Below are 12,661 nucleotides of genomic sequence, written 5' to 3' on the forward strand. Positions count from 1 at the left end.
GAGCAGGCCTACACTCGGGCGCTGTGGTGGAGAACGCAGTCGTGACCCGACCGGGTGAGCCGGCCGAGCCGCAGCGGTCACGCTGGGCGTTCCTCGGCCTGGACAAGCTCGCGCCGCGCCGCCGCGTCTGGCTGATTGCCGTGGTCACGGCGGCAGTGCTGATCACCGCGATGAGCCTGCTGCTGATCGCCGGGGCCTGGCGGGACGACCGGGCGATCGAATCGAATCTCGGCCACACCGACGCCGACGTGCTCTACGCGGGCTTCGACCGCACGGTGGTGAGGTTCACAACTCCCGACGGGGGGAGCCACAGCCCGCCGCTGGGCGTGCTCTACCCGCAGGACCTCCAGGCCGGGCAGCGGGTGCAGGTCGAGTACGACACCACGGACCCGGACGACCTGGTCCGCGTGGCCGGGCGGGACTACCGCCTGACCTTCCTGCCGTTCGGGATGCTGGTCGGCATCACATGGGCAGTCGCGGCGGGACTGATCTGGTGGCTGCGACGTCCAAGGACTCCTGCCACCACGTGAGCACCTCGTCGGCCACGCCCGGGGCCGCGACCAGCAGGCCGTCCAGCGGCAGCGGATCGCCGGAGCCGCGCCGGTCCAGCACCACCGCGCCGGACTCCACGGCCAGCGCGACCGCGCCGGCCACGTCCCACTCGTGATAGCTGTGCAGCACGGCCGCGGCGGCATGGCCCAGTGCCACCTGGGCCACCGACAGCGCGGCCGAGCCGAGCACCCGCACGCCGGCCCGGGCCTTGGCGGCGCGGGCGATGAAGCTGTCCATGCCCGGCCACGGGCCGGTCTTGGTCCACTCCGTGCACATCACGGCCCCGGCGACCTCGGTCTTGTCGACCAGCTTGACCGGCGTGCCGTTGGCCCGGGTGCCGCGGCCGCGGGCGGCGGCGTAGATCTGCGCCCGGTACGGGTCGGCCACCACGCCGACCACCGGGCCGTGCTCGTCGAGCAGCGCGAGGCTGTAGGCGCACCACGGGATGCCGGCCACGTAGTTGGTGGTGCCGTCGACCGGGTCCACCACCCAGCGGTAGGGCGCGGCGCTGATCTCCTCGTCGGCGCCGAAGGCGTCGCCGTGCACCGGAATGCCGGGGAACTCGCTGGCCAGCACCCGGCGGGTGTGGCGTTCCAGGGTGCGATCGGTGTCCGTGACCCAGTCGAACGGAGAGTCCTTGGACTCCGGCCGAGCGCCCCGGCCGGCGGTCGCCGTGATCACGTCGGAGGCGTCGTTGGCCAGGCGGCCGGCGACCTCCAGTGCCCGGGACAGCAGCCCGGGATCCACCGGCTGAATCGATCGGGAGGACAAGAGGGTCACGCCACCCGAGCGTGAACGCGCTCGGTGTCGCCGACGAGAATCAGAGGTGACGTCCCGGAGATCACCAGATCAAGTCTGCGGACCGCGGGGTCACGCGCCAATGGCTGACCTGAGGATTTCGGACAGCGTTCGCCATCCGGTCACCCTGCGTACGGGATGGACGCGGACGCTGGGCGGGTGCGCGTCGCGATCGTCACCGAGAGCTTCCTGCCGCAGGTCAACGGGGTGACCAACTCCGTGGTCCAGGTACTGGCGCACCTGCGCCGGTACGGTATCCAAAGCCTGGTCGTCGCGCCCGGGCCGGGCCCTGACCAGCACGAGGACACCCCGGTGGTGCGGCTGCCGGCCGTCGAGTTCCCGTTCGTCAGCTCCATGCCGGTCGGCCTGCCGACCCGCAAGGTGCTGACCGCGCTGGCCGACTTCAAGCCGGACCTCGTCCACCTGGCGTCACCCTTCGTGGTCGGCGCCCGTGGCCTGTCCGCCGCCCGCAAGCTCGGCCTGCCGACGATCGCCGTCTACCAGACCGACATCGCCGGCTTCGCCGGCTCGTACGGGCTCGGACTCGGCGCCCGGACCGCGTGGCGGTGGACCAAGCGGCTGCACTCGCTGGCCACGCGAACGCTTGCGCCGTCCACCTGGGCCGTGCGTGAGCTGCGGGAACGCGGCGTGCCGCGGGTGCACCGCTGGGGTCGGGGCGTGGACGTCGAGCGCTACGACCCGCGCAAGCGGGACCAGTCCCTGCACCGACGGTTGGCGCCCAACGGCGAGCTGCTGGTCGGTTTCGTCGGCCGGCTCGCGCCGGAGAAGCGCGTGGACCGGCTGTCCGCGCTGAACAACACCCCGGGCGTGCGGCTGGTCGTCGTCGGCGCCGGGCCGGACGAGCAGGTGCTGCGGGACAAGCTGCCCGGGGCCGCGTTCCTGGGCATGAAGACCGGCGAGGAGCTGGCCCGCGTGTACGCGAGCCTGGACGTCTTCGTGCACACCGGCCCGCACGAGACGTTCTGCCAGACCGTGCAGGAGGCGCTGGCCTCCGGCGTGCCGGCGATCGCGCCCGACGCCGGCGGGCCGTCCGACCTGATCGACGACGGCCGCACCGGCTTCCTGCTGCCGCCCTGGGCCGACGAGGAGTTCGCCGCCGGCCTGCGGCGAAGCATCGACCTGCTGCGCGACTGCGACACCAGGGCCGCCTTCGGTGCGGCCGCCCGGCGGGCCGTGCAGGCCAGGACCTGGCCCGCGGTCTGCGACGAGCTGCTCGGGCACTACGCCGAGCTGCTCGACCAGCCGGAGTCTCGGTGCGCGTAGTCCAGCTCGCCAATTTCTACGGACCACGATCTGGCGGACTGCGCACCGCGCTGCACCATCTCGGCGCCGGCTACGCGCTGCACGGGCACGAGGTGTTCCTCGTCGTCCCCGGCCGCCGCCCTTCGTGCGAAACGCTCGCGAGCGGCGTCAAGCGGATCACCCTCCGCGCGCCGGTAATACCTGGTACGGGCGGTTATCGGGCCGTCGACCCGTGGCGGGTGCACGCGCTGCTCGACCGGTTGCGGCCGGACCGGCTGGAGGTTTCCGACCGGCTCACGCTGCGGGGTATGGGGCACTGGGCCCGGGAGCGGGGCGTGCCCAGCGTCGTGATCTCGCACGAGCGGCTGGACCGGCTGCTGGAGCAGTTCCTGGTGCCGCACCGGCCGGCCGTGCGGGGCGCGGACTGGGCGAACCGGCGGATGGCCGCCAGCTACGACACCGTGGTCTGCACCACCGACTTCGCCCGCGAGGAGTTCGACCGCATCGGCGCCACCAACGTCCGTCGCGTCCCGCTGGGTGTCGACCTGCGGGAGTTCACCCCGCGCCGGCGCGACCGGGCCGTCCGCGACGACCTGGCCCGCGGGGCCGGGGCCCTCATGGTCCACTGCGGCCGGCTCTCGCCCGAGAAGCACGTGGAACGCAGCGTCGACACCGTCGCTGAGCTGCACGAATCCGGTTTCGACGTGCGGCTGGTCATCGCCGGCGACGGCCCCCGCCGGGAGGCCCTGGAACGCCGGGCCGCGGGCCTGCCGATCACGTTCCTCGGCTTCGTGTCGTCACGACCCCAGGTCGCCACCCTGCTCGCCTCGGCCGACGTCTCGCTGGCGCCCGGCCCGCACGAGACGTTCGGGCTGGCCGCGCTGGAGGCCCTCGCCTCCGGGACGCCCGTTGTCGTGTCCGCCTCTTCCGCACTGCGAGAGATCGTCGCCCCCGGCTGTGGCGCCGCCGTCGACGACCACGCCCCCGCGTTCGCCTCCGCCGTCACCTCCCTGCTCGCCGATCCCGAGGCCGACCGCCGGGCCGCCGCCCGGGCCCGGGCCGAGGAGTTCCCCTGGCCGGCCGCCGTCGACGGGATGCTGGCGGCGCTGCGGGCCAGGTGACATAGGCTCCGTCCATGTCGCGAGCCGGCTTGGACAAGAACCCGCGCGAGGTCGCCGAGATGTTCGACGGCGTGGCCAGGGGCTACGACCTGACGAACTCCGTCATGACGCTCGGGTTCGACCGGCGGTGGCGAGAGTGGACCAGGAAGGTGCTCGACGCCAAGGCCGGGGAGAAGATCCTCGACCTCGCCGCCGGCACCGCCGTGTCCACCGTCGAGTTCGCCAGCGCCGGCGCGTGGTGTGTGGCCGCCGACTTCTCCCTCGGCATGCTCCGCAGCGGCGCCCGCCGCTCCGTCCCCAAGATCGCCGCCGACGCCCTGCACCTGCCCTTCGCCGACGGCGTCTTCGACGCCGCCACCGTCTCCTTCGGCCTGCGCAACTTCCAGGGCACCGTCGACGCCCTCCGCGAGATGGCCCGCGTCGTCCGCCCCGGCGGCCGCCTCGTCATCTGTGAGCTGTCCAAGCCCACCTGGAAGCCCCTGCGCCAGCTCTACAGCAACGTCGCCCTCCGGGCCCTGCCCGTCATCGCCCGCCCCGTCGCCTCCAACTCCGACGCCTACACCTACCTCGCCGAGTCCATCCGTGACTGGCACGACCAGCACACCCTCGCCACGCTCATCGCCGAGGCCGGCTGGGAGGACGTCGCCTGGATGAACCTCACCGGCGGCATGGCCGCCCTCCACCGCGCCACCAAACCCGAGGCCTGACCCTTCCCCGGCTTAACCCCGGCCTCAGCTACGTGAGTGGCTCACTTTGACTCCCAGCAGCCACCCCCCGTCTACCTGAGTGGCTCACTTGACCTCGGAAGCCACCCAACCCACTCACATGCCCCGCGACGTGCGGTGTTTGCTGCATGTGGGTGGCTTAGATGGCTCCAGGAGTCAAGTGAGCCACTCGCGTGAAAACCATGGCAGTGGCTGGCTCCCCGGAGGTCAAGTGAGCCACTCACATGAAACCGCTAGCCGCGAGTCGCCCTGACGGGAGGGCGAGGGCGGGAGGCGGCGCTGGCGTGAGCGGCGGTGAGGTCACGGAGCACAGCGGCGGTGTCGTGCTGCAGTTGGGAGGGCACGGTGTGCACCACGACGACACCGGCGGCAGCCAAGGCTGAATGCTTCCGCATCGTTTGCGCGTATGACTCGGGCGCAAGATGGAACTCCAGCGAGTCGATCTCCCACCCCAGCCCCACGTCGTCCCACCAGGCGTCCAACACTCCGAGACTGTGACCGTCCGCTGTGTGCAGTGCGACATTCCAAGCCGGCTTCGGGAGGCCGCTACCGTGGACCAGGGACCGGGCCCACGCCTCGGCCGCTGACCGAACGCCATCGCTGACCTCCGCCATGACGCTCCGCACGATGGCGGTGCCACGAAGTCGGCGAACCACAAGCTCATGGGTCAGCGAGGCAGCCGTGCACAGCCCGCGTTGAACGCCGTCGGCGAGCATGGCTCTGACGACATCCAGCCGCTGCTCTCTCCGTGCCGCGTCGACAAGGGCCCGTTCCACGCTGACCAGTGGAAATCCATCGACCACGCAGGTGCGCCACGGTCGACGGGATCGCTCGACCACCATGAACGACTGGCTGGCCAAGGAGCGGGAATTGGCCACCAGCACGTGCACCGAATCATTGGGCGGAAGCCGTCGCACGCCGTGCCGGCGGGCTGCCTCGACACCGGTGAGAGCCGCACCTGGACCGGCACGCAGCAGCGCGGCTCGGACCATCTGGCGTCTGGTCGGCGAGCCGCCGGTCAAGAGATAGACGCCGGTCAGGAGTCGGGTCCAGCCGCCTCCCGGCCGGCACTTGTGCGACGGCAGCGCCTCGTGCACGCCGAGACGCACCAAGTCCGGCCAGGTGGCGACGGCGTCGGGGAACATGTCGGAGAGGGCGGCCAGGTCGCGTGTGCTGCGTCGGGTCACCTACTCCATGGTGGGCATGGATCGGGTCGGCACAACCACCCCGATGCCACCTGTGGACAACTCGGCGACAGGGGTGACGGATGTCCACAGTTAGACTCGGTTGGACCTGCAGTTGAGCCGATTCACGAGGGAGTCCGGCATGAGCACGCCCAGCCGAGGCCAGGCCGGCGACGACGCCGACGTGATCGTGGTGGGGGCCGGGCCTGCCGGTTCGACCGCGGCGACGTATCTGGCGCGGGCCGGGTTGGATGTGCTGCTGCTGGAGAAGAGCACGTTCCCGCGGGAGAAGGTGTGCGGGGACGGGCTGACGCCCCGCGGCGTGAAGCAGCTGATCGACCTGGGCATCGACACCCGGGAAGAAGCCGGCTGGCTGCACAACAAGGGTCTGCGGGTGATCGCCGGCAGGACGAAGCTGGATCTGCCCTGGCCGGAGCTGGCGAGCTTCCCGCCCTACGGCGTGGTGCGGCCGAGGCAGGACTTCGACGAGATGCTGGCCCGCAACGCGCAGAAGTCGGGGGCCCGGCTGCACGAGGGCGTCACCGTCACGGAGGCGATCCGGGACGAGCGCCGTGGCCGCATCAAGGGCGTGAAGTCCAAGGGCGGCAAGGAGTTCCGCGCCCCGGTGGTGCTGGCCTGCGACGGGGTCTCGGCCCGGCTGGCGCTGTCGATGGGCATCGAGAAGCGGGACGACCGCCCGATGGGGGTGGCGGTCCGCCGGTACTACAGGAGCCCCCGCACCCACGACGACTACCTGGAGTCGCACCTGGAGCTGTGGGACCGCACGGACCCAGCCAAGCCGGTGCTGATGCCGGGCTACGGCTGGATCTTCGGCATGGGCGACGGCACGGTCAACGTGGGCCTGGGCATCCTGTCCACCTCGAAGGCCTTCGGCAGCACGGACTACCGGGCCCTGATGAAGACCTGGCTGGACGGCACGCCGGAGGAGTGGGGCTTCCGCGACCAGAACGCGCTGGGCAAGGTCGGCGGCGCGGCCCTGCCGATGGGCTTCAACCGCACCCCGCACTACCGCGACGGCCTGCTGCTGGTCGGCGACGCGGGCGGCACGGTGAACCCGTTCAACGGCGAGGGCATCGGCTACGCCATGGAGTCGGCGAAGCTGGCGGCGGAGTGCGTGGTGCAGGCGATGGCCCGCCCGGAGGGCATGTCCCGGGAGCACGCCCTCTACGCCTACCCGACCCGCCTGCGCGAGGCGCTGGGCAGCTACTACCGGCTGGGCAACATCTTCTCCAAGCTGATCGGCAACCCGACCATCATGCGCACGGCGACCCGCTACGGCATGCCGCAGGCGACGCTGATGAAGCTGGTGCTGAAGCTGCTCGCGGGCCTGTACGACGAGAAGGACGGCGACGCCATGGACCGGGTGATCACGCTGGCCACCAGGCTCGCGCCGGCGGTCTGAGATGATGATCACACCTGGCCGAACCGGCCTGGTCGATCACGCTGGGTGATCGGACATCCACCCTGGTCGGAGCCCGGAAAAATCCCCTCGCACGAGGGGATTTTTCATTTTCCGGCCATTGTCCGGCAATTCTTGAAAACACCCGATCGGCGTAGTCGAACGTCACCCGACATGATCTTGAAGATGCCCGGTTGTCAACCCCCTGGGCGACCCCGGGGAGGGGGGCATACACTCGCCTCGCTTGTGAACTGGTTCACAAGCTTGTGAAGAATTTCACAAGGACGGCCAATGACGGCGGTCGGAGGTGCCGGTGAACGCGCAGGTCGGGGCGGTTGAGGTTAGGTCTGCCTTACCGAAGGTGCGGCGAACGTCACCCCTAGGGTTCCGTCACGAGGCCGGTGATCGGCCCCACACGGAGGAGACGAAAAGGTGCTGAACGTCGCTGAAGCCGCAGCGGCCCCCTCGGCTCTGGGGGCCTATGTCCCGCTGGTGTGCCTGTTCGTGCTGGCGGCCGCATTCGCGTTGTTCTCGGTGACGGCGGCGCCGTTCACCGGACCCCGCCGCTACAACCGGGCCAAGCTGGACGCCTACGAGTGCGGGATCGAACCCTCGCCGCAGCCGATCGTCGGCGGCGGCCGGATGCCGGTGGCGTACTACCTCACCGCGATGCTGTTCATCCTGTTCGACATCGAGATGGTCTTCCTCTACCCGTTCGCGGTGAACTCCGACGCCCTGGGGCTGTTCGGGGTCGTGGAGATCGTCCTGTTCATCGCAACCGTCGGGTTCGCCTACGCCTACGTGTGGCGCCGCGGCGGCCTGGACTGGAACTGACCTAGGGAGCGGCGAGATGGGTCTTGAGGAGAAGCTCCCCAACGGGATCCTGTTGGCCAGCGTGGAGAAGCTGGTCAACTGGACGCGCAAGTCGTCGCTGTGGCCGGCCACCTTCGGCCTGGCCTGCTGCGCGATCGAGATGATGACCACCGGCGCGCCCCGCTACGACCTGGCGCGCTTCGGCATGGAGGTCTTCCGGGCATCGCCCCGCCAGGCCGACCTGATGATCGTGGCCGGCCGGGTGACCAACAAGATGGCCCCGGTGCTGCGTCAGATCTACGACCAGATGCCGGAGCCGCGCTGGGTGCTGGCGATGGGCGTCTGCGCCTCGTCCGGCGGCATGTTCAACAACTACGCCGTGGTGCAGGGCGTCGACCACGTGGTCCCGGTCGACATGTACCTGCCGGGCTGCCCGCCCCGCCCCGAGATGCTCATCGACGCCATCCTCAAGATCCACCAGAAGATCATGGACGAGCCGCTCGGCGCCAAGCGGGCCGCGCAGCTGGTGGCCTCGGGCCACCGCACCGAGCTGGTGCCGTCCTCGGTCCACTACGGCAAGCCCGGCAGCAAGAAGTTCCAGGGCCCGGTGGACCCCAGCCATCGACACATGCTCACCGCCGGGGAGTGACGCGTTCCCGTGACTGACGACAAGCCCACCACCACTCCCGAGCCCGGCGGCGCGCACTCCAGCGCCGACCGCCCGGCCGGCGGACTCGAGCCGCAGGGATCGGAACCGGCCGCGCCGCTGGTGACCGGCCGGGCCCGCAAGGGCATGTTCCACATCTCCGGCTCCGGCGACACGTCCGGCTTCGGCGGCCTGCGGCTGCCGGCCCACGTGGCCGCGCCCAGCGAGCGGCCCTTCGGCGGCTGGTTCGACGAGGTCGCCGACGAGCTGCTGGCCGCGATCAACGACGCGGACCTGCCGGCCGACACGGTGCAGCAGATCACCGTGGACCGCGGCGAGATCACCTTCTACATCCAGCGCGAGCAGCTGCTGGACGTGGCCCGCATCGTGCGGGACGACCCGGCGCTGCGCTTCGAGCTGTGCAGCTCGGTGTCGGGCGTGGACTACGGCGCCGACGTGCCGCAGCGGCTGCACTCCGTCTACCACCTCACGTCGATGACCTACCGCCGCCGGATCCGGCTGGAGGTCTGCGTCGACGTGGACGACGCGCACATGCCCAGCGTGGTCGAGGTCTACCCGACCGCGGACTGGCACGAGCGCGAGGCCTGGGACATGTTCGGGATCGTCTACGACGGCCACCCCGCGCTGACCCGAATCCTGATGCCGGACGACTGGGACGGCCACCCGCAGCGCAAGGACTACCCGCTCGGCGGCATTCCGGTCGAGTACAAGGGCGCCGAGATCCCGCCGCCCGACCAGCGGAGGTCGTACTCATGAGCAGCACCGAAGAGGACATCTACGCGAGTTCTCGGGAAACCACCGAGGGCACGGTCTTCAACGTCTTCGGCGGTGACTGGGACGAGGTCGTCGAGGACGCGCTCGGCAACGAGCGCATCGTGATGAACCTCGGCCCCCAGCACCCGTCGACGCACGGCGTGCTGCGGCTGGTGCTGGAGCTGGAGGGCGAGACCGTCACCCAGGGCCGCACCGTCATCGGCTACCTGCACACCGGCATCGAGAAGAACGTCGAGTACCGGAACTGGACCCAGGGCGTCACCTTCGTGACGCGCATGGACTACCTGGCCCCGCTGTTCAACGAGGCCGCGTACTGCATGGCGGTCGAGAAGCTGCTGGGCGCCGAGATCCCGGAGCGGGCGCAGGTCGGCCGGGTGCTGCTGATGGAGATCAACCGCATCGGCTCGCACCTGGTGGCCCTGGCCACCGGCGGCATGGAGCTGGGCGCGCTGACCGGCATGACCGCCGGCTTCCGCGAGCGCGAGGAAGTCCTGCACCTGCTGGAGTTCCTCACCGGCCTGCGGATGAACCACGCGTTCATCCGGCCCGGCGGCCTGGCCCAGGACTTCCCGGCCGACGCGGTCGAGAAGATCACCGACTTCGTCAAGCTGATGAAGAAGCGGCTGCCCGACTACGACAAGCTGCTGACCGGCCAGCCGATCTGGAAGAACCGGCTGTCCGGCATCGGCGTGCTGCCGGTGGACGGCTGCCTGGCGCTGGGCATCACCGGCCCGATCCTGCGTTCGGCCGGCCTGGCCTGGGACATGCGCAAGGTCGAGCCGTACCTGGGCTACGAGACCTACGACTTCGAGGTGCCCACCTCGACCGACGCCGACTGCTACGCCCGCTATCTGCTGCGGGTGGAGGAGATCCACCAGTCGCTGCGGATCATCGAGCAGGCCCTCAAGCGGCTCAAGCCCGGCCCGGTCATGGTCGAGGACGCCAAGATCGCCTGGCCGGCCCAGCTGACCATCGGTCCGGACGGCATGGGCAACTCCCTGGAGCACGTCCGCAAGATCATGGGGCAGTCCATGGAGTCCCTGATCCACCACTTCAAGCTGGTCACCGAGGGCTTCGCGGTGCCGGCCGGGCAGGTGTACGTGCCGGTGGAGTCGCCGCGCGGCGAGCTCGGCTACCACGTCGTCTCCGACGGCGGCACCCGGCCGATGCGGGTGCACGTGCGGGAGCCAAGTTTCGTGAACCTCCAGGCGATGCCGGCGATGAGCGAGGGCGGCATGGTCGCCGACGTCATCGCCGCGGTGGCCTCGATCGACCCGGTGATGGGTGGGTGTGACCGGTGACCTCTGATCTCTCCGACGACCTGTTCGGCGCGGAGCTCGCGGACAAGGCCAAGGCGATCATCGCCAGGTACCCGCGGGCCCGCTCGGCGCTGCTGCCGATGCTGCACCTGGTGCAGTCGGTCGAGGGCTTCGTCAGCGTGGACGGCATCGAGTTCTGCGCCGACCAGCTGGACCTGACCACCGCCGAGGTGAGCGCGGTGGCCACCTTCTACACGATGTACAAGCGCAAGCCCTGCGGCGAGCACCTGGTCAGCGTGTGCACCAACACGCTGTGCGCGGCGCTGGGCGGCGACGACATCTACGACCGGCTCCGCAAAGCCCTGGGCACGGGCGGCAAGCCGCTGGGCCACGAGGAGACCTCCGGCGAGCCGGGCGAGCCCGGCTCGATCACGCTGGAGCACGCCGAGTGCCTGGCCGCCTGCGACCTCGGCCCGGTGCTCCAGGTCAACTACGAGTTCTACGACAACCAGACCCCGGAGTCGGCGCTCGACCTGGTCAAGCAGCTGCAGGCCGGCAAGAAGCCGGACCCCACCCGGGGCGCGCCGCTGACCGACTTCCGTCAGGTGGAGCTGCAGCTGGCCGGCTTCCTGGACGGCCGCGAGTCCGATGTGGACGGTCCGTCGGCCGCGCCGGAGACGGTGCGTGGAGCCCAGATCGCGCACGAGAAGGGGTGGACCGCGCCGGCGATGCCGGACTCGGTCTCCTTCCCCGCTCTGCCGGAGAAGAAGTGAGGGGGCGGCAGTGAGCAACGACGTCAAACCACTGACCCCGGTGCTGACCAAGCGGTGGCTGTCGCCGAGGTCGTGGACGATCCGGACCTACGAGCAGCTGGAGGGCTACACCGCCCTGCGCAAGGCGCTCAAGGCCCACCCGGACCAGCTCATCCAGCTGTGCAAGGACTCCGGGCTGCGCGGCCGCGGCGGCGCCGGCTTCCCGACCGGCATGAAGTGGGGCTTCATCCCGCAGGGCGACGGCAAGCCGCACTACCTCGTGATCAACGCCGACGAGGGCGAGCCGGGCACCTGCAAGGACATCCCGCTGATGATGGCCGACCCGCACTCGCTGGTCGAGGGCATCATCATCACCTCGTACGCGATCAGGGCCAACTTCGCCGCGGTCTACGTGCGCGGCGAGGCCCTGCACTGCATCCGCCGAATGCAGGCCGCGGTCCGCGAGGCCTACGAGGCGGGCTACCTGGGCAAGGACATCCTCGGCTCGGGCTTCGACCTGGACGTGGTGATCCACTCCGGCGCCGGCGCGTACATCTGCGGCGAGGAGACGGCGCTGCTGGACTCGCTGGAGGGCCTGCGCGGCCAGCCGCGGCTCAAGCCGCCGTTCCCGGCCACCTCGGGTCTCTACGAGTCGCCGACCGTGGTCAACAACGTGGAGACCATCGCCAGCGTGCCGTTCATCGTCAACGGCGGCTCGGACTGGTTCCGCACCATGGGCCGCGACCGCTCGCCCGGGCCGAAGATCTTCTCGCTGTCCGGCCACGTGACCAACCCGGGTCAGTACGAGGCCCCGATGGGCACCACGCTCCGCGAGCTGCTGGAGCTGGCCGGCGGCATGAAGGACGGCGTGCCGCTGAAGTTCTGGACGCCGGGCGGCAGCTCCACCCCGCTGTTCACGGCCGAGCACCTGGACGTGCCGCTGGACTTCGAGGGCGCGGCCGAGGCCGGCTCGATGCTGGGCACCACCGCGCTGCAGATATTCAACGAGACGGTGTCGGTGCCGTGGGCCGTGATGAAGTGGACCGAGTTCTACAAGCACGAGTCCTGCGGCAAGTGCACCCCGTGCCGGGAGGGCACCTACTGGCTGGTGCAGATCCTGCAGCGCATGGTGCGGGGCGAGGGCACGCCCACCGACATCGACACCCTGCTGGACATCTGCGACAACGTGCTGGGGCGCTCGTTCTGCGCGCTCGGTGACGGCGCGGTCAGCCCGATCCAGAGCGGCATCAAGTACTTCAAGGACGAGTTCCTGGCGCTGTGCGAGCAGAACGCGGCCAGCACCGGGAAGCACGCACTGGCAGGAGCGCACTGA

General features: G+C 70.3%; 13 protein-coding genes. 11 read left to right on the forward strand and 2 right to left on the reverse strand.

Going from position 1 to position 12,661, the window contains the following annotated elements; all coding sequences use genetic code 11:
* Positions 1-23: 23 nt before the first annotated feature.
* On the forward strand, positions 24-530 hold the full coding sequence (locus JJ691_RS41515) for a DUF3592 domain-containing protein (RefSeq protein WP_249227356.1): 507 nt from the start codon (positions 24-26) through the stop codon (positions 528-530).
* Here the strand turns inward: JJ691_RS41515 and JJ691_RS41520 are convergent.
* A complete protein-coding gene (locus tag JJ691_RS41520; protein WP_211764931.1) occupies positions 463-1,332 on the reverse strand; it encodes an inositol monophosphatase family protein in 870 nt (289 codons plus the stop codon). The genes JJ691_RS41515 and JJ691_RS41520 overlap by 68 nt on opposite strands.
* Positions 1,333-1,509: 177 nt before the next feature.
* Between JJ691_RS41520 and JJ691_RS41525 the strand changes: the two genes are divergently transcribed.
* Genes JJ691_RS41525 through JJ691_RS41535 form a run of 3 tightly spaced genes read left to right on the forward strand, consistent with a single transcriptional unit; the run spans position 1,510 to position 4,441 of the window.
* A complete protein-coding gene (locus JJ691_RS41525) occupies positions 1,510-2,634 on the forward strand; it encodes a glycosyltransferase family 4 protein (RefSeq protein WP_211764932.1) in 1,125 nt (374 codons plus the stop codon).
* Positions 2,625-3,734, forward strand: coding sequence for a glycosyltransferase (locus tag JJ691_RS41530; protein ID WP_211764933.1), 1,110 nt, complete (start codon positions 2,625-2,627; stop codon positions 3,732-3,734). The genes JJ691_RS41525 and JJ691_RS41530 overlap by 10 nt, the downstream gene beginning before the upstream one ends.
* A 14-nt stretch (positions 3,735-3,748) precedes the next feature.
* Positions 3,749-4,441: a demethylmenaquinone methyltransferase gene (locus JJ691_RS41535; protein ID WP_211764934.1), complete on the forward strand. Its 693-nt coding sequence runs from the start codon at positions 3,749-3,751 to the stop codon at positions 4,439-4,441.
* Between the two features lie 251 nt (positions 4,442-4,692).
* Here the strand turns inward: JJ691_RS41535 and JJ691_RS41540 are convergent, their stop codons facing one another.
* Entirely contained in the window at positions 4,693-5,646 is a 954-nt protein-coding gene (locus JJ691_RS41540) for a hypothetical protein (protein ID WP_211764935.1), read from the reverse strand.
* A 139-nt stretch (positions 5,647-5,785) separates the two neighbouring features.
* Here JJ691_RS41540 and JJ691_RS41545 point away from each other — a divergent pair, with 139 nt between their 5' ends.
* From JJ691_RS41545 to nuoF, 7 genes are all read left to right on the forward strand, one after another.
* Entirely contained in the window at positions 5,786-7,066 is a 1,281-nt protein-coding gene (locus tag JJ691_RS41545) for a geranylgeranyl reductase family protein (protein ID WP_211764936.1), read from the forward strand.
* 429 nt (positions 7,067-7,495) lie between these two features.
* Positions 7,496-7,897 (forward strand): NADH-quinone oxidoreductase subunit A, encoded by a 402-nt coding sequence (locus JJ691_RS41550; RefSeq protein WP_211764937.1) that lies wholly within the window; start codon positions 7,496-7,498, stop codon positions 7,895-7,897.
* A 16-nt stretch (positions 7,898-7,913) separates the two neighbouring features.
* Positions 7,914-8,525, forward strand: a complete 612-nt coding sequence (locus JJ691_RS41555) for a NuoB/complex I 20 kDa subunit family protein (protein ID WP_249227357.1) — start codon at positions 7,914-7,916, stop codon at positions 8,523-8,525.
* A gap of 9 nt (positions 8,526-8,534) precedes the next feature.
* Positions 8,535-9,299: an NADH-quinone oxidoreductase subunit C gene (locus tag JJ691_RS41560; RefSeq protein ID WP_211764938.1), complete on the forward strand. Its 765-nt coding sequence runs from the start codon at positions 8,535-8,537 to the stop codon at positions 9,297-9,299.
* Positions 9,296-10,618, forward strand: coding sequence for an NADH-quinone oxidoreductase subunit D (locus JJ691_RS41565; protein WP_211764939.1), 1,323 nt, complete (start codon positions 9,296-9,298; stop codon positions 10,616-10,618). The genes JJ691_RS41560 and JJ691_RS41565 overlap by 4 nt, the downstream gene beginning before the upstream one ends.
* Complete coding sequence (gene nuoE / locus JJ691_RS41570; protein ID WP_211764940.1) at positions 10,615-11,349, forward strand: NADH-quinone oxidoreductase subunit NuoE; 735 nt, start codon at positions 10,615-10,617, stop codon at positions 11,347-11,349. Before JJ691_RS41565 ends, nuoE begins: the two co-directional genes overlap by 4 nt.
* 10 nt (positions 11,350-11,359) lie before the next feature.
* The gene (gene nuoF / locus JJ691_RS41575; RefSeq protein ID WP_211764941.1) at positions 11,360-12,661 is read left to right on the forward strand and encodes an NADH-quinone oxidoreductase subunit NuoF; all 1,302 of its coding nucleotides are present in this window, start codon (positions 11,360-11,362) and stop codon (positions 12,659-12,661) included.

This window comes from Kutzneria sp. CA-103260, assembly GCF_018263855.1.
Taxonomy (GTDB): Bacteria; Actinomycetota; Actinomycetes; order Mycobacteriales; family Pseudonocardiaceae; genus Kutzneria.

Bases quoted from the DNA above. Each gene is read 5' to 3' on its own strand.
- JJ691_RS41535 (WP_211764934.1), top strand. From the start codon at position 3,749: ATGTCGCGAGCCGGCTTGGACAAGAACCCGCGCGAGGTCGCCGAGATG.
- JJ691_RS41545 (WP_211764936.1), top strand. From the start codon at position 5,786: ATGAGCACGCCCAGCCGAGGCCAGGCCGGCGACGACGCCGACGTGATC.
- JJ691_RS41555 (WP_249227357.1), top strand. From the start codon at position 7,914: ATGGGTCTTGAGGAGAAGCTCCCCAACGGGATCCTGTTGGCCAGCGTG.
- JJ691_RS41565 (WP_211764939.1), top strand. From the start codon at position 9,296: ATGAGCAGCACCGAAGAGGACATCTACGCGAGTTCTCGGGAAACCACC.